Annotated in this window: 23 protein-coding genes; 14 read left to right on the top strand and 9 right to left on the bottom strand. The window is 66.8% G+C overall.

Going from position 1 to position 23413, the window contains the following annotated elements; all coding sequences use genetic code 11:
- The first annotated feature begins 303 nt into the window (after window positions 1-303).
- Together SIDU_RS01070 and SIDU_RS01065 are read left to right on the top strand one after the other, a co-directional pair.
- Window positions 304-2637: a patatin-like protein gene (locus tag SIDU_RS01070; protein ID WP_007681941.1), complete on the top strand. Its 2334-nt coding sequence runs from the start codon at window positions 304-306 to the stop codon at window positions 2635-2637.
- Window positions 2634-3242: a hypothetical protein gene (locus SIDU_RS01065; protein WP_007681940.1), complete on the top strand. Its 609-nt coding sequence runs from the start codon at window positions 2634-2636 to the stop codon at window positions 3240-3242. Before SIDU_RS01070 ends, SIDU_RS01065 begins: the two co-directional genes overlap by 4 nt.
- 4 nt (window positions 3243-3246) lie before the next feature.
- On the opposite strand, the gene SIDU_RS01060 is transcribed toward SIDU_RS01065, so the two are convergent.
- Window positions 3247-3534, bottom strand: coding sequence for a 4a-hydroxytetrahydrobiopterin dehydratase (locus tag SIDU_RS01060; RefSeq protein ID WP_007681938.1), 288 nt, complete (start codon window positions 3532-3534; stop codon window positions 3247-3249).
- A gap of 86 nt (window positions 3535-3620) precedes the next feature.
- On the opposite strand from SIDU_RS01060, the gene SIDU_RS01055 reads away from it, so the two are divergent.
- The 4 genes from SIDU_RS01055 to SIDU_RS01040 all read left to right on the top strand — a co-directional run bounded on the left by SIDU_RS01055 (window position 3621) and on the right by SIDU_RS01040 (window position 6452).
- Window positions 3621-4046, top strand: coding sequence for a metallopeptidase family protein (locus tag SIDU_RS01055; protein WP_007681931.1), 426 nt, complete (start codon window positions 3621-3623; stop codon window positions 4044-4046).
- Window positions 4043-4648, top strand: a complete 606-nt coding sequence (gene ccmA, locus SIDU_RS01050; RefSeq protein ID WP_007681928.1) for a heme ABC exporter ATP-binding protein CcmA — start codon at window positions 4043-4045, stop codon at window positions 4646-4648. The genes SIDU_RS01055 and ccmA overlap by 4 nt, the downstream gene beginning before the upstream one ends.
- Complete coding sequence (locus SIDU_RS01045) at window positions 4645-5292, top strand: heme exporter protein CcmB (RefSeq protein ID WP_007681926.1); 648 nt, start codon at window positions 4645-4647, stop codon at window positions 5290-5292. The genes ccmA and SIDU_RS01045 overlap by 4 nt, the downstream gene beginning before the upstream one ends.
- A gap of 263 nt (window positions 5293-5555) precedes the next feature.
- Window positions 5556-6452, top strand: a complete 897-nt coding sequence (locus SIDU_RS01040) for a DMT family transporter (RefSeq protein WP_007682460.1) — start codon at window positions 5556-5558, stop codon at window positions 6450-6452.
- Between the two features lie 10 nt (window positions 6453-6462).
- Here the strand turns inward: SIDU_RS01040 and SIDU_RS01035 are convergent, their stop codons facing one another.
- On the bottom strand, window positions 6463-6744 hold the full coding sequence (locus SIDU_RS01035; protein WP_007682458.1) for a chorismate mutase: 282 nt from the start codon (window positions 6742-6744) through the stop codon (window positions 6463-6465).
- 155 nt (window positions 6745-6899) lie between these two features.
- Here SIDU_RS01035 and SIDU_RS01030 point away from each other — a divergent pair, with 155 nt between their 5' ends.
- From SIDU_RS01030 to SIDU_RS01015, 4 genes are all read left to right on the top strand, one after another.
- Entirely contained in the window at window positions 6900-7928 is a 1029-nt protein-coding gene (locus SIDU_RS01030; RefSeq protein WP_007682456.1) for a polyprenyl synthetase family protein, read from the top strand.
- Between the two features lie 124 nt (window positions 7929-8052).
- Window positions 8053-8832 carry a TSUP family transporter gene (locus SIDU_RS01025; protein ID WP_007682454.1) on the top strand — a complete coding sequence of 260 codons (780 nt, stop codon included), beginning with the start codon at window positions 8053-8055 and terminating at the stop codon, window positions 8830-8832.
- Between the two features lie 41 nt (window positions 8833-8873).
- Window positions 8874-11330 carry an ATP-dependent helicase HrpB gene (hrpB, locus tag SIDU_RS01020; RefSeq protein ID WP_007682452.1) on the top strand — a complete coding sequence of 819 codons (2457 nt, stop codon included), beginning with the start codon at window positions 8874-8876 and terminating at the stop codon, window positions 11328-11330.
- A gap of 58 nt (window positions 11331-11388) precedes the next feature.
- Window positions 11389-11667, top strand: coding sequence for an ETC complex I subunit (locus SIDU_RS01015; protein WP_007682450.1), 279 nt, complete (start codon window positions 11389-11391; stop codon window positions 11665-11667).
- Between the two features lie 63 nt (window positions 11668-11730).
- On the opposite strand, the gene SIDU_RS01010 is transcribed toward SIDU_RS01015, so the two are convergent.
- Complete coding sequence (locus SIDU_RS01010; protein ID WP_020819511.1) at window positions 11731-12285, bottom strand: Pycsar system effector family protein; 555 nt, start codon at window positions 12283-12285, stop codon at window positions 11731-11733.
- 81 nt (window positions 12286-12366) lie between these two features.
- Here SIDU_RS01010 and SIDU_RS01005 point away from each other — a divergent pair, with 81 nt between their 5' ends.
- From SIDU_RS01005 to SIDU_RS00995, 3 genes are all read left to right on the top strand, one after another.
- Window positions 12367-12609: an acyl carrier protein gene (locus SIDU_RS01005; protein WP_007685626.1), complete on the top strand. Its 243-nt coding sequence runs from the start codon at window positions 12367-12369 to the stop codon at window positions 12607-12609.
- 149 nt (window positions 12610-12758) lie between these two features.
- Window positions 12759-13976 (top strand): serine palmitoyltransferase, encoded by a 1218-nt coding sequence (gene spt, locus SIDU_RS01000; RefSeq protein ID WP_007685624.1) that lies wholly within the window; start codon window positions 12759-12761, stop codon window positions 13974-13976.
- Between the two features lie 122 nt (window positions 13977-14098).
- Complete coding sequence (locus SIDU_RS00995; RefSeq protein WP_073507105.1) at window positions 14099-16090, top strand: ATP-binding protein; 1992 nt, start codon at window positions 14099-14101, stop codon at window positions 16088-16090.
- On the opposite strand, the gene SIDU_RS00990 is transcribed toward SIDU_RS00995, so the two are convergent.
- The gene (locus tag SIDU_RS00990; RefSeq protein ID WP_007685620.1) at window positions 16047-16928 is read right to left on the bottom strand and encodes a hypothetical protein; all 882 of its coding nucleotides are present in this window, start codon (window positions 16926-16928) and stop codon (window positions 16047-16049) included. The genes SIDU_RS00995 and SIDU_RS00990 overlap by 44 nt on opposite strands.
- Window positions 16929-17183: 255 nt before the next feature.
- Between SIDU_RS00990 and SIDU_RS00985 the strand changes: the two genes are divergently transcribed.
- The gene (locus tag SIDU_RS00985) at window positions 17184-17957 is read left to right on the top strand and encodes a hypothetical protein (RefSeq protein ID WP_007685617.1); all 774 of its coding nucleotides are present in this window, start codon (window positions 17184-17186) and stop codon (window positions 17955-17957) included.
- 31 nt (window positions 17958-17988) lie between these two features.
- Here the strand turns inward: SIDU_RS00985 and SIDU_RS00980 are convergent, their stop codons facing one another.
- From SIDU_RS00980 to gcvT, 5 genes are all read right to left on the bottom strand, one after another.
- On the bottom strand, window positions 17989-18636 hold the full coding sequence (locus tag SIDU_RS00980; protein WP_007685615.1) for a DUF938 domain-containing protein: 648 nt from the start codon (window positions 18634-18636) through the stop codon (window positions 17989-17991).
- On the bottom strand, window positions 18633-20204 hold the full coding sequence (gene gcvPB / locus SIDU_RS00975) for an aminomethyl-transferring glycine dehydrogenase subunit GcvPB (RefSeq protein ID WP_007685613.1): 1572 nt from the start codon (window positions 20202-20204) through the stop codon (window positions 18633-18635). The genes SIDU_RS00980 and gcvPB overlap by 4 nt, the downstream gene beginning before the upstream one ends.
- Before the next feature lie 113 nt (window positions 20205-20317).
- Window positions 20318-21676, bottom strand: a complete 1359-nt coding sequence (gene gcvPA, locus SIDU_RS00970) for an aminomethyl-transferring glycine dehydrogenase subunit GcvPA (RefSeq protein ID WP_007685611.1) — start codon at window positions 21674-21676, stop codon at window positions 20318-20320.
- Between the two features lie 124 nt (window positions 21677-21800).
- Window positions 21801-22172, bottom strand: a complete 372-nt coding sequence (gcvH, locus tag SIDU_RS00965) for a glycine cleavage system protein GcvH (protein ID WP_007685609.1) — start codon at window positions 22170-22172, stop codon at window positions 21801-21803.
- A 61-nt stretch (window positions 22173-22233) separates the two neighbouring features.
- A complete protein-coding gene (gcvT, locus tag SIDU_RS00960; RefSeq protein ID WP_007685608.1) occupies window positions 22234-23385 on the bottom strand; it encodes a glycine cleavage system aminomethyltransferase GcvT in 1152 nt (383 codons plus the stop codon).
- Window positions 23386-23413: the final 28 nt, after the last annotated feature.

Below are 23413 nucleotides of genomic sequence, written 5' to 3'. Positions count from 1 at the left end.
TGGCAGCTAATGACCAATCCAAGACATTCCCCTCCCGCAGGCGGGAGGGGCCAGGGGTGGGCGCGAGCGAAGCGAGCTTCTGACTTAGCCGTTGCAAAACAACGCTGATGTTGCGCCAGCCCACCCCCTAACCCCCTCCCGCAGGCGGGAGGGGGAACGTCCGCTCTCCACCCAAATCTCTCGGTCAGGCGGCTGTCTTGAATTTGTCCACGCTGCCCAGGCTCCTGCCTTCGCAGGACCACTTTTCCCCGGAACGGAAACACACCCTCGACAAGTCCATCGCCCTCTGCAACTCTCAACCCCATGAAAGAGCGGGAACTCAGGCTCGCACTGGTCTGCTATGGCGGGATCAGCCTGGCTGTCTACATGCACGGCATCACCAAGGAAATCTGGCATCTGGCCCGCGCCAGCCGGGCGTTCCATGACGACGTGCCGTCCGGCAACAGCAGCGAGGCGGTCTATCGCAAGCTGCTGGAGGATCTGGAAAAGGCCTGCGGCATCAAGTTGCGCGTGATGCCCGACATCATCGCCGGGGCCAGCGCGGGCGGCATCAACGGCATCTTCCTGGCGCAGGCGATAGAGACGGGCCAGTCGCTGGACCCGCTGACCGACATGTGGCTGGACAATGCCGATGTCGAAAAGCTGCTGGACCCCGACGCCCGGCCGGCGCGGCGGATCACCAAATTCTGGGCGACGCCGCTCGTCTGGATGGCGGCGCGGCATCCGGGCGACACGGTCGAGCGCACAGTCGCCCCCGACACGCGGGAGGAGGTGCGACACAAGCTGTCCCACTTCATACGTTCCCGCTGGTTCGAACCGCCCTTCGGCGGGGACATCTTCACCGCCATGATCCTGGACGCCTTCGACGCGATGGAGGCGACCGGGCACGGCCCCGCGCTGCTGCCGCCCGGCCATCCGCTGGACCTGTTCGTCACCGTCACCGATTTCGAGGGGCATCCGCAAAGCCTGAACCTCAACAGCCCGCCCCAGGTGGTGGAGACGGAACATCGCCTCTCCATCGGCTTTCGCGCCCGCGGCCATGGCGAGCGCAATCTTGCCGATCCCGCCGAACTGGTCTTCGCCGCCCGCGCCACGGCCAGCTTCCCCGGCGCTTTCCCGCCCTTCACCGTGCGCGAGCTGGACCGGGTGCTGAAACGCCGTCATCGCGCCTGGCCGACGCGGGACGCCTTCCTGGCGCGCGCGCTGCCCCGCCATGCCGCGCGGGGCCGTGCCGAGGATGCGGTGCTGATCGACGGTTCGGTGCTGGCCAACGCCCCCTTCGCCCAGGCCATCGGCGCGCTCAGGAACCGGCCCTCCCGGCGGGAGGTCGACCGGCGCTTCGTCTATATCGATCCCAAGCCGGGCCATCGCTCGATCCAGCTCAATCGCCACGGCGAGGCGGAGGACGCGCCCTCGGGCGCGGATGCGCCGCTGCCCAGCTTCTTCCGCACCATCTTCGGCGCGCTCAGCGACATTCCCCGCGAACAGCCGATCCGCGACAATCTGGACGCCATAGACCGGCACAGCGCCCGCATCCGCCGCATGGCGCGCATATTGAACGCGCTGCGGCCGGGCATAGAGGCGGAGGTGGAGAGCGCCATCGGCGGCATGCTGTTCTTGGACCGGCCGACGCCGGCCCGGCTGTCCGCCTGGCGCAGCAAGGCGCAGCAGCGGGCGGCCGGTTCCGCCGGTTTCGCCTTCCCCGCCTACGGACATCTGAAACTCTCCGGCATCGTCGAGGATCTGGCCGACCTGCTGTTCCGCCTGAGCGGGGAGGAAAGCCCGCTGATGCGCGAAAGCTACCGCCAGGCGCTGTGGGGCCATGTGCGCGCCGTCGGCGCGGACCGGCTGACGGAGGATGTCGGCCCCGCCTCCGCCCCGGTCGGCTTCTTCCGCCAGCACGACCTGTCCTTCCGCATCCGCCGCCTGCGTTTCCTGGCCCGGCGGCTGTCCGAAACGCTGGAGGTGGAGGCGACCGCCGACGACGCCGTCATCCAGAAGATGCACGACGCCATCTACGCCGCCCTGTCGCACTATACCGAATGCGAGGGCGCTGACTTCTACAATGGGGAGATCAAGGCGGCGGCCGGGCAAGTCCCCAACGATCCGGGCGCCGCGCTGGAGGCGGTCGCGCGGCTGCGCGGCCTGCGCGAACGGGACGAAGCGGCGGACATGATGCTGGCCGAAGCCCTGGCGGCGCTGCCCAAGGCGGCGCGTCGGACCATGCTGCTCGCCTATCTGGGCTTCCCCTTCTACGACATCGCCACCCTGCCGCTGCTGCAAGGCCATGGGATGGACGAATATGACCCGGTCAAGGTCGACCGCATCTCGCCGGAGGATTGCGGCGCGATCCGCTCCGGCGGGGCGGAAGCGACGCTGAAAGGCATAGAATTCAACAATTTCGGCGCGTTCTTCAGCCGCGCCTATCGGGAGAACGACTATCTCTGGGGGCGACTGCATGGGGTGGAGCGGCTGCTGGATATCGTAATTTCGGCATGTCCCGCGGCAAGCCGTCTTTCCCAGGAGGCCGTGCATCAATATAGGCGGACCGCTTTTCTGGCGATTCTCGATGAAGAGCAGAAGCGGCTGGACCATGCCGCCGACCTGATCGCCGGCTTGAGAGAGGAGATCGGGTGAACGCAGGCAAGACGCTGTTTCCGATGCTGGCGCTGGCGCTGGTCGCCGGTTGTTCTCCAGGCTCCAACGGACAGAGCGGCGCAAAGGCGGAGGAACGGCCGGGCGAGCCGCGTGAGGCCGTCGGTTCCCTCGCGATGCCCGACATGCCTCCGCGCCGCGAAGAGGCGGCAGAGGCGCTTCCCGCGTCTTCCGGCATTGACGCCGCGCCTTTGCACGCTGGCGAAAAGGGCGCCGGACGGCTGGCGGACGCCGGCGCGGCGAGCGCCGCGCCCCTGCGGTTGCTGCCGATGAAGCCTTCGGTGGTCAACATCCCGCCGCCGCCCTATGTCCCGGACCTGCCGCCATCGGACGGGGCAGCCGACCTCCAGCCCTTTCCCGATGAAGTGACGCGTTACATGGTCGACCGCGACGGGTGCGACCATTTCCGCGGCGAGGAAGCTTATGACGCGGAACGGCTGGCCTATTTGCAGGACAATATCGCCGCGCTCTGCACCGGCACCGATGCGCGGCTGGCGCTGCTGCGGCACCGCTACGCCCATGACCCGGCGGTCATGTCCGCGCTCAGCGGCTATGACGACCGGATCGAAGGGAACGCATCGCAATAGAGGCCTATAGAAGGGCGTCGATCCGAGCGGCCAGCTCGACGTCCCGGCGCGACAGGCCGCCCGCATCATGAGTGGTGAGCAAGATGTCTACCCGGTTGTAGACGTTCGACCATTCGGGATGATGGTCCGCCTTTTCCGCCAGCAGCGCCACCTGCGTCATGAAGCCGAAGGCGGCCGTGAAATCCCGGAAGGCGAAAAGGCGACGGATGCCGTCCGGATCCTGCACCGGCGTCCATTCCGGCAGTTGCCTCAGCGCCAGCGCGCGTTCCTCCCCGTCCAGTTTCGCGATCATCTGTCTTTTCCCGTCCCTTGCCCGGCCGATTCCGGCGGCGTTAACTCATTTTCCCATGCGTCGGCGGTTTGCAGACGATTCGGAACATGCTTTATGTCTCTCCCATGGACGATGCCGGTCAACCGCCCCGATTTGCGCCGACGCGCGAGGATATAGAAAGCCTGGCGCTGGCGGCCCTGTCGCGCCTGCCCGAACCGTTCCGATCGCACCTGTCGAACGTCGTGCTGTTCGTGGAGGAATTTGCCGATCCGCAGGTGCTCAAGGAAATGGAGATCGACGATCCCTTCGGCCTCACCGGCCTCTACACCGGGCGGCCGGTCGGGGAAGCGGCGCAGACCGGCGACCTGCCGCCGACCGTCCACCTGTTCCGCCGGCCGCTGCTGGACGAATGGGTGGAAACGGGCGTGCCGCTCGACATGCTGATCACCCATGTGGTGGTGCATGAGATCGGCCATCATTTCGGCCTGTCCGACATCGACATGCATGTGCTGGAGGACATGGTCACCCTATGAGCCGGGCGGGATTGCACCTGTCGGGCGTCGCCTGCGCGCGCGGCGGGCGGCTGCTGTTCCGCGGCGTCGACCTGGCGATGGAGCCGGGCGGCAGCGCCTTGCTGAAGGGGCCGAACGGCATCGGCAAGTCCAGCCTGATCCGGATCTGCGCCGGGCTGCTGCGCGCGACCGCCGGAACGGTCGCGCGCCATGGCCGGGTCGCGATGACGGACGAGCGGCTGGCGCTGGACATGGAACAGCCGCTCGAAGCCGCGCTGCGCTTCTGGGCGCGACTGGATGCCGCGGCGCCCATGGCGCTGGACGCGGCGATGGCGGCGATGGCGCTGGAACCGCTCCGCCAAGTGCCGGTGCGCATGCTGTCGACCGGGCAGCGCAAGCGCGCCGCGCTGGCGCGGGTGATCGCGAGCGGCGCGCCGATCTGGCTGCTCGACGAGCCGGGCAACGGGCTGGACGAGGCGGCGCTGGACCTGCTGGGGCAGGCGGTCGCGGGGCATCTGGCAAAGGGCGGCATGGTGGTCGCCGCGTCGCACCAGCCGCTGCCGCTCGCTAGCCCGGTCGTCCTGGCGATGCGGGACCATGCATGGGCGGAGGAGGAGGCATGACCATCCTCCTGGCGCTGGCGGCGCGCGATTTGCGGCAATCCTGGCAATCCGCCGGGCTGTGGCTGCCGATCGCATTCCTGTTGCTGGTCGCCAGCCTCTACCCCTTTGCCGTCGGCCCCGACGCGGCGCTGCTGCGGCGGAGCGGCGGCGGCATGCTGTGGATCGCGGCGCTGCTCGCCAGCCTGCTGCCGGTGGACCGGCTGGTGGCGCCGGACCGGGACGCGGGCGTGCTCGACCAGATCGCGCTGCGCGGCATCGGGGAGGAGACGGTCGTGCTCGCCCGGCTGGTCGCGCATTGGCTGGGCTTCGGCCCGGCGCTGATGATCGCGACCCTGCCCGCCGCCGCGCTGTTGAAGCTGGACGCGGCGACCATAGGCTTGCTGGAGGCGGGATTGCTGATCGGCACGCCCGCCCTGGCGGCGCTGGGACTGCTGGTGGCGACGCTGACGGCCGGATTGCGCTCCAGCGGCGCGCTGGCGGGGCTGCTGGCCCTGCCGCTTGCCGTGCCGTTGCTGATCTTCGGCGCGGGGACGCTGGGCGACGGCAGCGGCGCCGCACTCAAATTCCTGGGCGCGGCCTCCCTGCTGCTGGTCGCGATCACGCCCTTCGCCGGCGGCGCGGCCATTCGCGCCGGACGGGAATGAAGCGGGTTCGGGTGGAGAGCGGACCTATTCTATTCCTCCCCATCGATAGATGGGGAGGGGGACCAGCCGAAGGCTGGTGGAGGGGAATGGGGCACGGTCTGCGTATTTCCCCTCCACCATCGGCTGCGCCGACGGTCCCCCTCCCCACGCTACGCGTAGGGAGGATTTAATGTCCGCTATTGGCCAACCCCAGCCACACCCACCGCTTTCCTGACCCATCGCACGCCTCGACAGGCGGACGCCGATAGGCCAAAGGCCGGCGCATGATCGTTGGCCTCGCTTCCCTTCTGTTCGTCCTTATCTGGTCGACCGGCTTCATCGTCGCGCGGGCGACGGTGCCGCATGCGACGCCGGAGTTGATCCTGGCCGTGCGGCTGGCGCTGACGACGGCGTTGCTGGGCGGCGCGGCGTTCCATGCGCGGCAGGCCCTGCCGCGCGGGCGGCGACTGGGGCTGCACCTGGCGGCCGGCGCGATGCTGCACGGCTTCTACCTGACGCTGAGCTGGTGGGCGGTGAACAACGGCATGCCCGCCGGCGTCATGGCGCTGCTGGGATCATTGCAACCGCTGATGGTGGCGGTGGCGAGCGTGGCCTTCCTGGGCGACCGGCTGCCGCAGCGCGCCTGGGTCGGCCTGGCCGCCGCGATCATCGGCGTGGGGTGCGTATTGCTGCCCGCGATCGAGCGGTCAGGCGCCGGATCGATCGCGGTCGGCCCGGCGGTCGCGGCCGTGTTCGCCGTGCTGAGCATGGCGGGCGGCACGCTGATCCAGCGCGGATCGATAGCGGGCGACGGCATCGCGATTTCCGGGGCGGTGCAGAATGGCGGCGGCGCGATGATCGCCATCGCGGCTACGCTGTTCGTCGGGGACTATCGCTGGGACGGCTCACCCATGCTGTGGATCGGCCTCGCCTGGTCGGTGCTGGCGCTATCGACCGCCGGACTGTCCTTGCTGGTATGGCTGGTGCGGCACCAGGGACCGACGCGCATGTCGATGCTGTTGCTGCTGGTGCCCCCGCTCGCGGCGGTCGAGGCGTGGCTGCTGTTCGGGGAGCGGCTGGGTCCGGTTCAGCTTATCGGCTTCGCGCTGGCGCTGGGCGGGGTGATGCTGGGCCGGTCGACGCGGCCCGCGCGCGACCGGGACATCGCCGAACCGGCTTAGGCTGTAATATTCAGCCCTCGCGCAGCCTTTCATGGTGGCGGATCACCTCGTCGATGATGAAGCGCAGGAATTTCTCGGTGAAATCGGGGTCCAGATGGGCGTCGGTGGCGAGTTGGCGCAGGCGCGCGATCTGGCGTTCCTCCCGACCCGGATCGGCGGGGGGCAGGTCGTGGGTCGCCTTATGCTCGCCCACCGCCTGGGTGATCTTGAACCGCTCGGCCAGCATGAAGACCAGCGCCGCGTCGATATTGTCGATGCTCTCGCGATAGCGCTTCAAAGTCTCGTCCACCATGGTCCTCCAGCAGAGCATCGCCAGGAAAAGCGGGTACGGGTTTTCCGCCCGAGCGATGCGTCATCCAATATCGGGGGCTTTTTGCCTCTTCCGCGGCGTCAGGCAAGCTATTCCCGCTTGCCTTTAGCATTTCGCGCCGCCACATGGCGCTTGTCATGACAGCATCCGCCACCGGCAATGTCCATCCCATCGGCCGCGCCAGCAGCGCGCCTTCGCTCGCCCCCATGATGGCGCTGGTCGCCGAGGGCATGAACCAGGTGAACGCCGTCATCCTGGACCGGATGCAGTCGCGCATCCCGCTGATCCCCGAACTGGCCGGCCATCTGATCGCGGGCGGGGGCAAGCGGATGCGGCCGATGCTGACGCTCGCCTGCGCCGATCTGGTCGGCTATGCGGGGTCGCGCCACTACAAGCTGGCCGCCGCGGTCGAGTTCATCCACACCGCGACCCTGCTGCACGACGATGTGGTCGACGGATCGGGGCTGCGCCGGGGCCGCAAGACCGCCAACATCATCTGGGGCAACAGCGCCAGCGTTCTGGTGGGCGATTTCCTCTTCTCCCGCTCCTTCGAACTGATGGTCGAGGCGGAGTCGCTGAAGGTGTTGAAGATCCTCTCCAACGCATCGGCCGTGATCGCGGAGGGCGAAGTCAACCAGCTTACCGCCCAGCGCAAGATCGACACCAGCGAAGAGCAATATCTGGACATTATCGGCGCGAAGACGGCCGCCCTGTTCGCCGCCGCCTGCCGCATTTCCGCCGTGGTGGCCGACCGCGACGAGGCGGAGGAGCAGGCCCTGGACGTCTATGGCCGGAACCTCGGCATCGCCTTCCAGCTTATCGACGACGCCATCGACTATGAATCGGACGGCGCGACCATGGGCAAGGATGCGGGCGACGATTTCCGCGACGGCAAGGTGACGTTGCCGGTCATCCTGGCCTATGCGCGGGGTTCGGACGAGGAACGCGCCTTCTGGAAGGCGGCGATTGCGGGCAACCGGGTGAGCGACGAGGATCTGGCCCATGCGACCGGCCTGCTGCGCAAGACCGGCGCGATTGCGGACACGCTGGCGCGGGCGCGGCACTATGGCCAGCGGGCCATCGACGCGCTCGGCATGTTCGACAATGGCAAGGCCAGGGCGGCGCTGACCGAAGCGGTCGAGTTCGCCATTGCGCGCGCCTATTGAGGGAACAGGCGGCCGGTTCGTTTGAGTTTGGTGTTCCTGCGAAGGCAGGGACCCAGTTCAGACGGCAGGACCGGGTTCCTGCCACACATACCCTTTTTCATTCAGCAAGACCAAACCGCCGCTTATGATCCCCTCCCCTGAAACCATTGCCTTCCTGATGGCCGCCGCGTTGATCGCGGGGTGCATCGACGCGATGGCGGGCGGCGGCGGGCTGATCGCGATGCCCGCCTTGCTGGCCGCCGGAATCCCGCCCGTGGCCGCGGTCGCGACCAACAAGCTGCAAAGCTCGCTAGGCACGTTCGGCGCCTGCGTCGCCTATGCGCGGGCGGGACATATGGATTTGAAGGCCTATCGCTGGCCCATATTCGCGGCGTTTGCGGGATCGGTCGGCGGCGCCTGGCTGGTGCAGAGGGTCGATCCGTCCATTCTCGCCGGACTGATGCCCGCGCTGCTGATCGCGCTGGCGGCCTATTTCACCTTCTCGCCCAAGGTCGGCGAAATGGACCGGCACCAGCGGGTCGGCATGGTCGCGCTCAGCCTGCTGATCGGCGTCATCGGCTTTTACGACGGTTTTTTCGGGCCGGGCGCGGGGGCCTTCTACACCACCATCTTCATCGCTCTCGGCGGCCTTGGCCTCGTGCGCGCCACGGCCCAGACCAAGGCGGCCAATTTCGCCAGCAACCTGGCCGGACTGATCACCATGATCGCGGGCGGCCATGTGATCTGGATCGTCGGGCTGGCCATGGCGGTGGGCAGCATCACCGGCGGGCAGATCGGTTCGCGGCTGGCCATGCGCTTCGGCAGCCGACTGATCCGGCCGCTGCTGATCATCCTGTCGCTGGCGCTGACCGCCAAGATGCTGCTGGACCCCAAAAACCCGATCCATATTCTGTTGTTCGGCTGAATCATTGCGTTGAGGCGTGAATGGCGCGAGAGGAAGCGGCGATGACCGCCCTGCCCATCCATGCCGTATTGCCCGACCTGCTCGCCGCGCTGCGCGAAGGGAGCAATGCCGTGCTGGTGGCTCCGCCGGGCGCGGGCAAGACCACCGCCGTCGGACCCGCCCTGCTGGACCAGTCCTGGTGCACGGGCCAGATCCTGCTGCTCTCCCCCCGGCGGCTGGCGGCGCGGGCAGCGGCGGAGCGGATCGCCGAACTGATGGGCGAGGATGTCGGCGGCACGGTCGGCTACGCAACCCGGATGGATTCGAAGGTTTCGAAGGCCACGCGGCTGCTGGTCCTGACCGAGGGCATTTTCGTGCGGCGGATTCAGGACGATCCGGAGCTTTCGGGCGTCTCCGCCATCCTGTTCGACGAAGTGCATGAGCGCAGCCTGGACAGCGATTTCGGGCTGGCCCTGGCCCTCGACGCGCAAGGAGCGCTGCGGCCCGACCTGCGGATCATACCCATGTCGGCTACGCTGGATGGCGCGCGTTTCGCGGCCCTGCTCGACGGCGCGCCCGTGGTGGAGAGCGAAGGCCGCATCCAGCCGCTGGCGTTACGCCATGTCGGGCGCGCATCGGAAAAGCGGATCGAGGAGGAGATGGCGGCGACCATCCGCCGGGCGCTGAGCGAGGAGGCGGAAGGCGACCTGCTCGCCTTCCTGCCCGGCGTGGCGGAGATCGAACGGACAGCGGAACGGCTGGAGGGCGCGGGGGTGGAGGTGCACAAGCTCCACGGCTCGCTCGACCCGGCGGCGCAACGGGCGGCGATCCGCCCCTCGCGGGAGGGACGGCGGAAGGTGATCCTCGCCACGTCCATCGCGGAAACCAGCCTGACCATCGACGGCGTGCGGATCGTGGTGGATAGCGGTCTGGCGCGGCGGCCGCGTTATGACCGGGCGGCGGGCGTAACGCGGCTGGTGACGGAACGCGCCAGTCAGGCGGCGGCGATCCAGCGGGCGGGCCGCGCGGCGCGGCAGCGGCCGGGCGTCGCCTATCGCCTCTGGGAAGCGGCGGCGACCGCCGGCATGCCGCCCTTCGACCCGCCGGAGATATTGGAGAGCGACCTGTCGAGCCTGATCCTGGACTGCGCGCTTTGGGGGGTGGGCGATCCGGGCGAGTTGCGCTGGCTGGACCCGCCGCCCGCCGCCGCCGTGGCGGAGGCGCGCAGACGGCTGACGGCGCTGGAGGCGCTGGACGAGGACGGACGCATCACCGCCCATGGCAAGGCGCTCGCCGCCCTGCCGCTGGAACCGCGCATCGGCCATATGCTGGTGCGGGCGGGCGAAATCGGACTGGCGGAGGTCGCGGCGGAGGTTGCCGTGCTGCTGAGCGAACGGGGAATCGGCGGGCAGGATACGGACCTGACGCAGCGACGAATGCGCTGGCGGCGTGAGAGCGGCAAGCGCGCCGATGCGGCACGGACGATGGCGCGACGATGGGCGAAGCTGGTTCCACCGCTTGCGGCCAAGGGAACCCTTGGCGCGGAGCATGGCCATGAAACCGGCCTCTGTCTCGCCCTCGCCTTCCCGGATCGCGTTTCCAAGCGCCGCTCCGCCGACGGCGCGGACTGGGCAAGCGTCGGCGGACGCGGCTTCCGGCTCGATCCGCTCAGCCCCCTGGCGCGGGAGGAATGGCTGGCGGTGGGCGAAGTGCAAGGCAGCGCGGCAGGCGCCCGCATCCTCTCCGCCGCGCCGATCGGCGAGGCGGAGGTGATCGCCCTGTTCGCGGCCCGGATCGCGGAGCATCGCACCGTGCGATTCCGGGCCGCCAATGGCGGGATAGAGGCGTTGCGCGAAAGGCGGCTGGGCGCGGTGCGGCTCTCGTCCGGCTCTGATGACCGGCCCGATCCGGATGCCGTGGTCGCAGCCCTGACCGACGGCGTGCGGCTGGGCGGGCTGGACCTTCTCCCCTGGTCCGACGCGGCGCGATCGCTCAGGATGCGCGCTGCCTTCGCCGGCGTGGAGGCCCTGTCGGATGCCGCGTTGATGGAGACGCTGGACGAATGGCTCCCCCCGCTGCTGCAAGGCAGGCGCCGTCTCTCCGACATCGACCGTTCGCAGCTTTCCGGCGTGCTGGAAGGGCTGATCGGCTGGGACGGCAAGCAGCAGGTCGACCGGCTCGCCCCGCCCGAATTCCGCTCCCCCGCCGGCAGCGGCCATGAGATCGACTATGCGGCGGAGGGCGGCCCCCGCGTCGAACTGCGCGTCCAGGCCCTGTTCGGCCTCAACGAGCATCCGGTGGTCGGCAGCGCGCGCGTTCCGCTGGTGCTTTCCCTCACCTCGCCGGCCGGCCGGCCGATCCAGACGACGCGCGACCTCCCCGGCTTCTGGGCGGGCAGTTGGAGCGCGGTGGCGAAGGAAATGCGCGGCCGATACCCCAGGCATCCCTGGCCGGACGATCCGGCGGCGGCCAGCGCCACGCTGCGCACGAAACGCGCCGAGGCCAAGGGGAAGCCTTGACTTCGATCCATTCGCTGGTGCAACGCAACCCGATCTTCCCTCAGGAGTCTTCCTCGCGATGAGCGCGCGCATCTATCAGATCCAGAAGAACGCCATGCAGTCCGGCAAGGCGCTGACCCGCAAATGGGTGCTGGAATATGTGGCGGCCGAAGCGAAGAAGCCCGATCCGCTGACCGGCTGGGCTGGCTCGGGCGACACGAAGCAGCAGATCAGGCTGACCTTCTCCTCCGAAGAAGCCGCCCGCGCCTATGCGGAGCGGGAGGGGATCGCCTATGCCGTCATTCCGACCGCGCCCAAGACGCTCAAGATCCAGGCCTACGCCGACAATTTTCGGTAATTTGCCGGGGCATTCGCCCGCCCCTTCCCCGTCATGCTGATGGGGGCAAGCAAAGCGCTCCCCTCAACCCCACCCCAGTCCCAAATCCACCACCAGCGCGACAAAACTCGTCACTACGCCCGCCAGGAACAGCCGATAGGCATAGCCCAGCCAGCGATATTTCCGCCGCTGGAGCACCTGCCCGTTCTGGTACATGTCGCGCAGCATCGCCCGGCACAGCGCATCGTCGTCCGACACCAGGGCCATCATCCGGTCGCTGAATTCCGCCTCGCTGAGGCTGGTGAAGATGCCGAAGAACAGCAGATTGTCGTCCGTTCCCACATCCCCGCGCGACCGGCCGACGCTGGGCAGCACGGCCATGATCGCGCAGGTCGCGGCCAGGAACACGCCCACCGCCAGCACCGCCACCGGCCAGACCAGCGCCCCCGACCGCAATTGCGCGACGCAAAGCGTGAAGATCACCATCGACGCGCCGATCAGCATGTTGGCCTTCTGATCGGCCATCTGGCTCAATTGCATATTGGTCTGCACCGCCGTGCGCAGCAGGTGGATCGCATTGGGCACCGGAGCATTCGTCGCGTCCATCTTTTCCCCCTCCCCCTTTTTCGCGACAGTCATGCCCGATTGCCGCCTTATTCCCTTGCCAAAGAGCGACGCTTGAGGGCAAAAGCCGCTCTTTCACGGAAAGCACCACGGATAATGACGGATCGCCAGCCAATTTTCGACAGCGTTTTGAGCCAGATCGCGCCTTTCAACAAAAAGGGCGTCGAACTGACCGAAGCCACCACCTTCGCGGGCGATCTGGAATGGGACAGCCTGACGGTGATGGATTTCGTCGCCGCGATCGAGGATGAATTCGACATCATCATCACCATGAACATGCAGGCCGAGATCGAGACCGTCGGCCAGCTCGTGGACGCCGTGGCGAAGCTGAAGGGCTGAAAGCCGCCTGACTTTTATTGCCGTTCGTCCTGAGTAGCCATTGAGCCTGTCGAAATGGCGCATCGAAGGACAGGGACCGGCGCAGGGCGCTTCGATACGAGGCCTTTGCCTTCCCACCTAACTCAGCACGAACGGGTCGAGGAACCAATATGACGACGCAAACCCGCGACCTCTTCTCCAAATTCGACCCCCTGATCGCCGAGCGCGAGGCGCTGTTGGCGACAGGCGTGCGCGATCCCTTCGCCATCGTCATGGACGAGGTGAAGTCCCCCACCCAGGCCGTCATCAAGGGCAAGGACACGATCCTGCTCGGCACCTACAACTATATGGGCATGACCTTCGACCCGGACGTCATCGCCGCGGGCAAGAAGGCGCTGGACGATTTCGGCGCGGGCACCACCGGCAGCCGCCTGCTGAACGGCACCTATCAGGGGCACAAGGAAGTCGAGGAAGCGCTCAAGGACTTCTACGGCACCAGCGGCGCGATGGTCTTCTCCACCGGCTATCAGGCCAATCTGGGCATGATTTCCACCCTGGCGGGCCGGGGCGATTATGTCGTGCTGGACGCGGACAGTCATGCCTCCATCTATGACGGCTGCTTCCTGGGCGATGCGGAGATCGTCCGTTTCCGCCACAACAGCGTGGAGGATCTGGACAAGCGCCTGGGCCGCCTGCCCGCCGACGCGCTGAAGCTGGTGGTGCTGGAAGGCGTCTATTCGATGCTGGGCGACGTCGCGCCGCTGCCGGACATGGTGGCCGCCGTGCGCAAGCATCCCAATTGCATGATTCTGGTGGACGAGGCGCATGGCATGGGCTTTTTCGGTCCCAATGGCCGCGGCGTCTATGAGGAGCAGGGCGTCGAGAAGGACGTCGATTTCGTCGTCGGCACCTTCTCCAAGTCGGTCGGCACGGTCGGCGGCTTCTGCGTGTCCAACCACCCGAAGTTCGAGGTGTTGCGCCTCGTCTGCCGTCCCTATGTCTTCACCGCGTCGCTGCCGCCCAGCGTCGTCGCCACCGCCGCGACGTCGATCCACAAGCTGATGCATGCGGGCGAGAAGCGCGCCCATCTGTGGAAGAACAGCCAGCGGCTGCACAAGGGCCTCACCGACCTCGGCTTCAGGCTGGGCACGGAAACGCCGCAGTCCGCGATCATCGCCGTTATCCTGACCGACCAGACCCAGGCGGTGGCCATGTGGCAGACGCTGCTGGAGCTGGGGCTCTACGTCAACATGGCGCGCCCCCCGGCGACCCCCGCCGGAACCTTCCTGCTGCGCTGTTCGCTTTGCGCGGAACATAGCGATGAACAGGTCGGCCAGATCATCGCCATGTTCGAGGCCGCGGGCAGGGCCACGGGCGCGATCGGCTGATCGCTCCTTCGCGTCGACGCCGCGACCGGACGGGCATTTAACGCGATGGAATCTGCCGCAAAAGCGGAACCTTTCACCTGCGGCATTTCTCCGTTAATATTGTTCATCTAGTGTAACTGTCGATGGCGGACGGGTTTTTCATGGATGAACATGCGACAGGGTGGCGGGCGTTCGTGGCGCGCTTCCTGCCGCTGGTGCTCGTCATCCTGCTGGTGGGTTCTCTCGGCACGCTGCTCTACAGCGCCAGCCACGCGGCCCGCGACCATGAGCGCGCGCTGAAGGAACAGCGCCGCAGTTTCGAGGTGATCGCCCTCGCCCGCGCTTTCGAGGCGAAGACGGCGCGGGCCGAAGTGACGCTGGCCCGCTATGTCATCAGCCTGGACCCCGATACCGGCCGCCTGTTCCAGGACCAGTGGCGCACCGCCGCAAGCCAGCTCAAGACGCTGAACTACACCACCCGCCATTCCGACTGGCAACGCGGCAATGTGATGGCGTTGCAGGCGGCGTTCGAACAGCGCGGCAAGACGCTGAGCGAGATCGGCCTGCGCACCACCTACGATCAGAAGATGGCGGCGCTCGCCCAATTCCACCAGGCTGGCAAGTCCCGCGACCTGATGCGCATCACGGCGCTGCTGGACCGGGTCATCCAGGCGGAAAACGCCCGGTTGCAGGAACGCAGCCAGGCCGTGTCGCTGGCGGGGGACCGCAATGCATGGTTCGGCAAGACGTCCCAGCTTTTCGGGCTGGTGCTGCTGGTCTGCGTGCTGTTCGCGCTCTGGTTCGCCAATGCCGCCTATAGCGAGCGGCGCAATGCGCGCAGGCAGGCGGACGACGAGGCGGAGCGCGCCGACCGGCTGGAGGAGGCCGTCGCCACCCGCACCGCCGAATTGTCGGATGCCTATGAACGACTCAAGAAGGAGACCGCCGAACGCGCCGCCGCCGAGGAAAATCTGCGCCAGATGCAGAAGATGGACGCGGTGGGCCAGCTGACCGGCGGCATCGCCCACGACTTCAACAACATGCTGGCGGTGGTGGTCGGCGGGCTGGAACTCGCCAAGCGCAAGCTGCGCCTGAAACCGCAGGAGGCGAACCGCCATCTCGACAATGCGATGGAGGGCGCAAACCGCGCCGCCGCGCTGACCCGCCGCCTGCTGGCCTTCGCCCGGTCGGAACCGCTGCTGCCCAGCGCGGTGGATCCCGATGCGCTGGTGGCCGGGCTGTCCGACCTGATCGACCGATCGATCGGGGACCAGATCACCATGGCCTTCGAAAATGAGGCGAAGGGCTGGCGGATCTTCGTCGACCAGCATCAGATGGAAAATGCGATATTGAACCTGTGCGTCAACGCCCGCGATGCGATGGACGGACGAGGTCGCCTGATCATCCGGACCGGGCAGGTCCAACTCGCCCACCATGAGGTCGGCGAATGCGCCGGCGGGGAATATGTAACGCTCAGCGTCAGCAACGACGGCTGCGGCATGACGCCCGAAATCCTCTCCCGCGTGTTCGAACCCTTCTTCACCACCAAACCGGTGGGCAAGGGGACGGGCCTCGGCCTCAGCCAGATTTTCGGCTTCGTGCATCAGAGCGAGGGCGAAATCCGCATCGAATCCGAACCCGGCAGGGGCACCAGCGTCCACCTCTATCTGCCCCGCCATATCGGCGCGGAAGGCGAGGACGCGATGGATGCGCCCACGCTGGACCGGGAACCCGTGCTTCATCCCCCGACCCGCATCCTGGTGGTGGAGGACGACCCCCGCGTCCTCAACCAGACGATGGCGGCGCTGGCCGAACTGGGCCACCTGCCCGTCGCCTGCGACCATCCGTCCAAGGCGGTGAAGCTGCTCGCCAGCCATCGCGACATCGGCCTGATCGTCAGCGACGTGCTGATGCCCGACATGACGGGGCCGGAAATGGTCCGCACCCTGCCCGCCGTCTACGCGCACCTGCCGGTGCTGTTCGTCACCGGCTATGCCGGCGACACGGCCGAAAGCGCGGATTTCGGCGGGCATGAAGTGCTGCGCAAGCCCTATACGCTGACCGTCCTGGCACAGGCGCTGTCGAATGCGCTCAGCGGATCGCACCACCCCGGAACAGCCGCGGCAGCAGAGTAAGCGCGCCGATCAGCGGCCAGCGGCGCTGCCATGGCTTGATCTGTATCGCGGTGCCCGCATGGCGGTTGATCTTCCATGCCAGATAATCGATGCCGCCGGCATAGGTGAAGCTGGCCTTGGCGAGGCGGACGACGGACAGCCATTTGCCGCGCCTTTGCAGCACCCGCCAGCGGGCAGCCGCCTGATCCGGCTCCGGCGATGGCGGCAGGCCCTGGGTCAGCGCGGCGTTCCCGAAGCGGCGATAGCGGTCGGGATCGGCATCGACGATGGAAAGCGACCGGCCCTTCCGCTCGGCCCGCAATTCCGCGCCATAGGTCAGGGCGAAACCCGTCCGCCAGAGCGACAGCGCGTCCTGCTCCTGCGCCATCGGGCGGGCGAGCGACAGCAGGGTCGGGGCGGCGCCGGCGACGGCGGCGATGGCGCGTTGGCGGGCCAGATCGTCCGCCGCCCAGAGCAGCCGCGCAGGCTGGGCAAAGCGCGCCCAGACAGAGACATTGTCGGCGGCCGGACTGTTCAGCCGCGCAAAGTCGGCCTCCGACAGCACGGCATATTTGGCGACCAAGCCATTATGCTCGAAGGGAAAGACATTGGGCGGGATCAGCCGGTTGGCGGTGGCGAGCCAGCGCTTTCCATAAGCTGCCCGATAGTCGGACACGATCAGGTAGAAATCCAGCATCAGGCCATCGAGATTCTTCTCCCGCAGGCAGGAGCCGTAAAAGAGCACCGCTCGCGAAGCCGCGGGATATTGCGCCGCCAGCGCGCCCGCCATCGCCGCCGCGCGCGGGTCGACGGGCGCGGCCAGTTCGACGGTGACGAGGGAGAGGAGAGTGTGAGGCATTCATTCCGTTCGGCGCACGCCGTGCCCCCGCGAAGGCGGGAGCGCAGTTCCGGCGTCCGGTCTGATGTCCTGCCTTCGCAGGAGCGGGGGTGACTTTCAAGCCCGCCGTTCGAATATCGGGGAGGGTTCATTCGCGGGAGGGCGGGGCGAACGCCATTGCATCCAAATCCGACCGAAACCCGATCCCCGCGCCAAGCGTTTCGCTTGCGCAATGTCTTGATCTATGCCCTTATTCTTCCATCGAGGGAGTGATCTATGACCGACAGCCAGGATGCCGAAATGCGAACCCACGACCGCCGGAACGCTTTGGCGGCGATGGCCGCCATTGCCGCTGGCGTCGGTTTCGCGTCGGAAGCGTCCTCGCAGATCATCAAACGCACGGATTTGGGAGGGATCGATCCTTTCGACCCCACCAATTTCGTGCCTATCGAGCCGATTCAGGTTCCCAAGGTCAAGATATTCGACGGAACGACCGAGGCGGAGGTCTATTGGGCATCGCTGGCCGAAAAGAAAAGACGCGCCCTGATGTCGAATCAGGATGCGAAGGTCACTGTCGAAAAGGTGAATGACGGCGGTGGCCTGACATTCCTGACGGGCGCGCTGACCGGCGAAAAGGGCCGCTATCGCGTCACTGTCGACTATATGCGGTTCATGCAGGACAGCATCATGATGGACGGGAAAACGGCCGGCCGCGCAAAAGTAGGCGTGGGACTTCGCGTGATCGCGAACATCCACACGAAGAAAGCCGGACTGAATCTGAACGGCCTGTTCCCGATTGGCTTCAACGCTTCGACGGATGCGCTTTCGGGAGATTTGGAGGTCAAGACCATCGGATTGAATTCGGATCAAATCTCCAAACTGATCACGACTCCGTCGGAATTGAACCAGACGTCGATCACCAAGGCGCTTGAGGCGATGGGAGCCGTTCGCGTCCTCGTTGATGCCGAAACCACGGAAAGCGTCCCTCATATATTGGCGGTCAGCCGGAATGTGCGGAATACGCCCGATCTGATCAAATTCCTCGGTTGAACCTCGCCGATTCAGTTCCCGGCCGTTTCGATCAGGACCGGCGCGAACGGTAAATCAGGATGAGATTGTTGGCCGGCATTTCCATCCGCCGGACTTGCGCAAGGCCGAATGCGTCGCCGACCCGATCGAGCTCGGCGACATCGCGAAGCCCCCATTCGGGGTTACGCGCCTTCAGCGAGCGATCGAACGCCCTATTGGTCGGAGCCGTTTCGACGTCGGCTTCGAGGAAAGGGCCATAGATTATCAGCGGAGCGCCGGCGGGCAGCAGTTTAGCGCATCCTTTGAACAGCCCGGCGGTGGCCGCCCACTGGCTGATGTGAACCATGTTGATGCACAGGACTGCGTCAGCCGCTTCCACCGGCCAATCGGCGGCTGCATCCAGCCGGATCGGTGGACGCACATTGGCAAGGCCCGCTTCCTCCCGCCATGCCTCTATGGAGGCGAGCGCCGCCGGATCGGGATCGCTCGGCTGCCAGTCGAGCGCGGGCAAGGCCGCGGCGAAATGGACTGCATGCTCGCCGCTGCCGCTCGCCACCTCCAGCACGAGGCCGGAGGATGGCAGTTCCTCGCGAAGCACCGCCAATATGGCGTCGCGGTTGCGCGCCGTCGCCGGCGCGTGGCGCTTGCCCGCAGAGGCGGGGCCGGAACCGGGTTCCCACGGTTCCGGCCTGTCCGTCATTCGGCGGCTTCCGCCAGTTCCGGCTCGGTCCAGGTCAGGACCGGCTTGCGGGCGGCCAGCGTCTCGTCCAGGCGGCGCCGGGGCGCGAAATAGGGCGCGCCCTTCAACGCCTCGTCGCCCGCCTTGGCGCGTTCCGCCAGGCTGCGCAGCGCCAGGATGAACTGGTCGAGCGCGGCCTTGCTTTCCGTCTCGGTCGGTTCGACCAGCATCGCGCCGTGGACGACCAGCGGGAAATACATGGTCATCGGGTGAAAGCCCTCGTCGATCAGCCCCTTCGCGATGTCGAGCGTAGTGAAGCCTTCCGCCAGCCCCTTGTCACTGAACAGCGCCTCATGCATGCAGGGGCCGCTGCCGCCGAAGGGCGCGTCCAGCACATCGTCCAGGCTGCGCAGGATATAGTTGGCGTTCAGCACCGCATCGCTGGCGACCTGCCGCAGGCCGTCCGCGCCATGGCTGAGGATATAGGTCAGGGCGCGGGTGAACATGCCCATCTGGCCATGGAAGGCGACCATGCGGCCAAAGGTCTGGCCGTGATGGTCTTCCGCCGTCTCTTCCTCGACCAGCACGAATTTGTCGCTCTGCCTTTCGACGAAGGGCAGCGGCGCGAAGGGGGCGAGCGCTTCGGACAGCACCACCGGGCCGGAGCCGGGACCGCCGCCGCCATGGGGCGTGGAGAAGGTCTTGTGCAGGTTGATGTGCATCGCGTCGACGCCCAGGTCGCCGGGGCGGACCCGGCCGACAATGGCGTTGAAGTTCGCGCCGTCGCAATAGACGAAGGCCCCGGCGGCGTGCACCGCGTCGGAAATCGTCTTCATGTCCCGCTCGAACAGGCCGCAGGTGTTGGGGTTGGTGATCATCACCGCCGCGACATCGGGGCCGAGGCGGGCCTTGAGCGCCTCCAGATCGACACGGCCGTCCGGGGTCGCCGGAATATCCTCTACCTTGTAGCCGCAGAAGGCGGCGGTGGCGGGGTTGGTGCCGTGCGCGCTTTCGGGGACCAGGATGACGCTGCGCGCATCGCCGCGCGCTTCCAGGGCGGCGCGGATCGCCAGCAGGCCGCAAAGTTCGCCATGCGCGCCCGCCTTGGGGCTCATCGCGACGGAATGCATGCCGGTCAGCGTCACCAGCCAGGCGGCCAGTTCATGGATCACCGCCAGCGCGCCCTGCACCGTCGATTGGGGCGCAAGCGGGTGGAGATCGGCGAAACCGGGCATCCGCGCCACCTTCTCGTTCAGGCGCGGATTATGCTTCATCGTGCAGGAGCCGAGGGGGAACAGGCCAAGGTCGATGGCATAATTCTGGCGGCTGAGGCGGGTGTAATGGCGCACCGTCTCCTGCTCCGACAGGCCGGGCAGGCCGATGCCGTCGGTGCGGGCGAGGTTGCCCAGGCGGCTGGCGACCTTGGGCGCTTCGGCGAAATCGACGCCGGTGGTCTCGGTCGAGCCGATCTCGAAGATCAGCGCCTCCTCCAGCATCAGGGCGCGGTTGCCCGTGGCGGTCGCGGGGACCGCATCGGCTTCGTTCAGGGCTTGCGGCGCGGTGGGGCGGCCTTCCTTCAGCATGGTCATTGTGCTTTACCTTCCCAGAACCGCTCGGGCTGAGCTTGTCGAAGCCCTTCCCTTTTCTTGAAGAACAGTGGAGCCCTTCGACAAGCTCAGGGCGAACGGGGTAAGGGGGCAAATCATGCCAGTTCCTCCTCAAGCGCCTTGGCAAAGGCTTCGATATCCTCCGCGGTCACGGTTTCGGTGACGGCGACGACCAGCCCGTTGCCGATCTCCGGCGCATCCGGGAACAGGCGGCCGAGCGAGACGCCGCCCAGAACCCCTTTGTCCGCGAGGTTGCGGACGACTTCGCGGGCGTCCTTCGACAGGATCAGGGTGAATTCGTTGAAGAAGCTGTCGTTGAGCAGCGTGACGCCGGGCACCCGGGCCAGCCGGTCGGCGGCCTGAACGGCGAGGGCATGGTTGAGCGCCGCCAGTTCCCGCAGCCCCTTTTCGCCCAGCAGCGTCATATGGATGCTGAACGCCAGCGCGCAGAGGCCGGAATTGGTGCAGATGTTGGACGTCGCCTTTTCGCGGCGGATATGCTGTTCGCGGGTCGAAAGCGTCAGCACGAAACCGCGCTTGCCCGCCGCGTCCACCGTCTCGCCGCAGAGGCGGCCCGGCATCTGGCGGACATATTTCTGCTTGCACGCGAACAGGCCCAGATAAGGCCCGCCAAATTGCAGGCCGACGCCGATGGACTGGCCCTCGCCCACGACGATGTCCGCGCCCATATGACCCGGCGTCCGACAAGCGCCCAGCGCCACAGGCTCGGTGACGACAGCGACCAGCAGCGCGCCCGCCGCATGGGCGGCGTCGGCCAGCGGCGTCAGGTCGGCGATGCGGCCGAGAATGTCGGGATATTGGACGACGACGCAGCTTGTATCCTTGTCGATCCCGGCGATCAGCGCGTCGATGTCGGGCGCGGCGTCCAGAGTCGGCGCCTGATGCACCAGCGCGTCGCCGGTGAACTTCGCCATGGTGTTGGCGACCGAGACATAATGGGGATGCAGGCCGGATGACAGGATCGCCTTGCCGCGCTTGGTGATGCGGCGGGCCATGCCGATGGCCTCCCAGCAGGCGGTCGACCCGTCATACATGGAGGCGTTGGCGACGTCGCAACCCAGCAGGCGCGCCACCTGCGTCTGGAATTCGAACAGCACCTGGAGCGTGCCCTGCGCGATTTCCGGCTGATAGGGCGTGTAGGCGGTCAGGAACTCGCCGCGCTGAATCAGATGATCGACGCTGGCGGGGACATGATGGCGATAGGCGCCCGCGCCCAGGAAGAAGGGCGCTTCCCCCGCCGACAGATTCTTCCGCGCAAGGGCCGCCATGTGCCGCTCGACCGCCAGTTCGCTGGCATGGTCGGGCAGGCCCGCGATCTTGCCGGGAAGCCGGGCTTCGGCGGGAACGTCCACGAACAGGTCGTCGACCGACGATGCGCCGATGACGGTCAGCATGTCCTGCCGGTCAGTGTCGGTAAGGGGTAGGTAGCGCATTTCACATATCTCCTCTCCCCTCCCCTTCAGGGGAGGGGCCCGGGGTGGGGGCTATCCACAGGCGCGGCGCTCAGGGCGATCCCCCACCCCAACCCCTCCCCTGAAGGGGAGGGGCTATTTGTCCTCAAAGGCTCGCCACGAACTTCTTGTAGGCGGCTTCGTTCATCAGGCCTTCCAGTTCGCTCGCATCAATGACGCGCAGCTTGAAGAACCAGCCATCCTCTTCGGCATCGCTGTTCACCAGCGCGGGTTCGTCCTCCAGCGCGCTGTTGGTTTCGACCACTTCGCCCGAAATAGGCGCATAGACGTCCGACGCGGCCTTGACCGACTCCACCACGGCGGCGTCGTCGCCCTTTTCGAAGGCCGTACCCTCGGCGGGCAGTTCGACGAACACGATGTCGCCCAACTGCTCCTGCGCATAGTCGGTGATGCCGACGGTAGCGATTTCGCCCTCGACATCGATCCATTCATGTTCGTCGGTGAAATAACGGCTCATAATTTACTTCCCTCCGAGTGATTTGCTTGAAAATCACGACCAATCAGAAACCAGAAAGGACTCAGGCTTTGCGGCGATAACGGTGCGGAACGAACGGCATCTGCGCAACCTCCGCCGCGATGCGCTTGCCGCGCACCTCGATCTCCAGCGCGGCGCCGATCGCGCTGTGCGGCAGGCTGACCCAGCCCATGGCGATCGGCGCGCCCACGGTCGGCGCGAAGCCGCCGGACGTGACCTCGCCCACCCGCGCGCCGCCGGCAAAGATAGGCGCGCCCTCGCGCGCGGGCAGGCGACCCTGAATCCTCAGGCCCACGCGCTTCGAACCCGGCCCGTCCGCCAATTCCTTCATCACCCGCGCATGGCCGATGAAGCCGCCTTCTTCGCGCCTGCGCTTCTGGATGGCGAAGCCCAGATCGGCGCCGATGGTGCTGACGGCAGGCGTCAGGTCATGGCCGTAGAGCGGCAATCCCGCCTCCAGGCGCAGCGAATCGCGTGCGCCAAGCCCGATCGGCTTCACCTGCGGCAACGCGCAGAGCGCATCGGCGAGCAGAGCGGCATCGGCGGCGGGAACGCTGATCTCGAAGCCGTCCTCGCCGGTATAGCCCGACCGGCTGATCCACAGCGGAACGCCGCGCCAGGTGAAGAGACCGGATTGCATGAAGATCAGATCGGCGGTTTCGGGGATCAGCGTGGCCAGCGCCTCCCCCGCCTCCGGACCCTGCAAGGCGAGCAGGGCCTGCTCGTCCATGTGGTTCATCACCACTTCGTCGGGCAGATGCTCGATCATCCAGCCCATGTCGTCATATTTGGTCGCGCCGTTGACCACCATATAGATGTCCGCGCCGCCGAAAGCGCCGTCCCCCAAGCGGGAGACCATCAGGTCGTCCAATATGCCGCCTTCTTCGTCGAGCAGCATGGAATAACGCTGGCGAAAGGGCTTCAGCCCCTTGATGTCGCTCGGCAACAGGATTTCCAGCGCGTCGTCCACGCCCTCGCCGGAGAAGCCGAGCTGGCCCATATGGCTGACGTCGAACAGCCCGGCATGTTCGCGAGTCCAGACATGTTCGGCCATGATGCCTTCATATTGGATCGGCATGTGATAGCCCGCAAAGCCGACCATGCGCGCGCCCCTGGCGCGGTGCCAACCATCAAGCGGCAGGTTCTGCAACGGCAATTCTTCTTCGATATGGGCGATGTCGTCATTGCCGGACATGAGGGGCGGCCTTTCCATGCGAGGGTCA

This window comes from Sphingobium indicum B90A, assembly GCF_000264945.2.
Taxonomy (GTDB): domain Bacteria; phylum Pseudomonadota; class Alphaproteobacteria; order Sphingomonadales; family Sphingomonadaceae; genus Sphingobium; species Sphingobium indicum.
This window is presented reverse-complemented; position numbering and strand designations above follow the sequence as displayed.

Coding starts and splice junctions, on each gene's coding strand:
- SIDU_RS01060 (WP_007681938.1), bottom strand. CDS start 3,534: ATGATCGCGAAACTGGACGGGGAGGAACGCGCGCTGGCGCTGAGGCAA.
- SIDU_RS01010 (WP_020819511.1), bottom strand. CDS start 12,285: ATGACTGTCGCGAAAAAGGGGGAGGGGGAAAAGATGGACGCGACGAAT.
- SIDU_RS00990 (WP_007685620.1), bottom strand. CDS start 16,928: ATGCCTCACACTCTCCTCTCCCTCGTCACCGTCGAACTGGCCGCGCCC.
- SIDU_RS01030 (WP_007682456.1), top strand. CDS start 6,900: ATGACAGCATCCGCCACCGGCAATGTCCATCCCATCGGCCGCGCCAGC.
- gcvT (WP_007685608.1), bottom strand. CDS start 23,385: ATGTCCGGCAATGACGACATCGCCCATATCGAAGAAGAATTGCCGTTG.
- gcvPB (WP_007685613.1), bottom strand. CDS start 20,204: ATGACCATGCTGAAGGAAGGCCGCCCCACCGCGCCGCAAGCCCTGAAC.
- gcvH (WP_007685609.1), bottom strand. CDS start 22,172: ATGAGCCGTTATTTCACCGACGAACATGAATGGATCGATGTCGAGGGC.
- SIDU_RS01070 (WP_007681941.1), top strand. CDS start 304: ATGAAAGAGCGGGAACTCAGGCTCGCACTGGTCTGCTATGGCGGGATC.
- SIDU_RS01025 (WP_007682454.1), top strand. CDS start 8,053: ATGATCCCCTCCCCTGAAACCATTGCCTTCCTGATGGCCGCCGCGTTG.
- SIDU_RS01045 (WP_007681926.1), top strand. CDS start 4,645: ATGACCATCCTCCTGGCGCTGGCGGCGCGCGATTTGCGGCAATCCTGG.
- ccmA (WP_007681928.1), top strand. CDS start 4,043: ATGAGCCGGGCGGGATTGCACCTGTCGGGCGTCGCCTGCGCGCGCGGC.
- spt (WP_007685624.1), top strand. CDS start 12,759: ATGACGACGCAAACCCGCGACCTCTTCTCCAAATTCGACCCCCTGATC.
- SIDU_RS00985 (WP_007685617.1), top strand. CDS start 17,184: ATGACCGACAGCCAGGATGCCGAAATGCGAACCCACGACCGCCGGAAC.
- SIDU_RS01005 (WP_007685626.1), top strand. CDS start 12,367: ATGACGGATCGCCAGCCAATTTTCGACAGCGTTTTGAGCCAGATCGCG.
- SIDU_RS00995 (WP_073507105.1), top strand. CDS start 14,099: ATGGCGGACGGGTTTTTCATGGATGAACATGCGACAGGGTGGCGGGCG.
- gcvPA (WP_007685611.1), bottom strand. CDS start 21,676: ATGCGCTACCTACCCCTTACCGACACTGACCGGCAGGACATGCTGACC.
- SIDU_RS00980 (WP_007685615.1), bottom strand. CDS start 18,636: ATGACGGACAGGCCGGAACCGTGGGAACCCGGTTCCGGCCCCGCCTCT.
- hrpB (WP_007682452.1), top strand. CDS start 8,874: ATGACCGCCCTGCCCATCCATGCCGTATTGCCCGACCTGCTCGCCGCG.
- SIDU_RS01035 (WP_007682458.1), bottom strand. CDS start 6,744: ATGGTGGACGAGACTTTGAAGCGCTATCGCGAGAGCATCGACAATATC.
- SIDU_RS01015 (WP_007682450.1), top strand. CDS start 11,389: ATGAGCGCGCGCATCTATCAGATCCAGAAGAACGCCATGCAGTCCGGC.
- SIDU_RS01055 (WP_007681931.1), top strand. CDS start 3,621: ATGCTTTATGTCTCTCCCATGGACGATGCCGGTCAACCGCCCCGATTT.
- SIDU_RS01040 (WP_007682460.1), top strand. CDS start 5,556: ATGATCGTTGGCCTCGCTTCCCTTCTGTTCGTCCTTATCTGGTCGACC.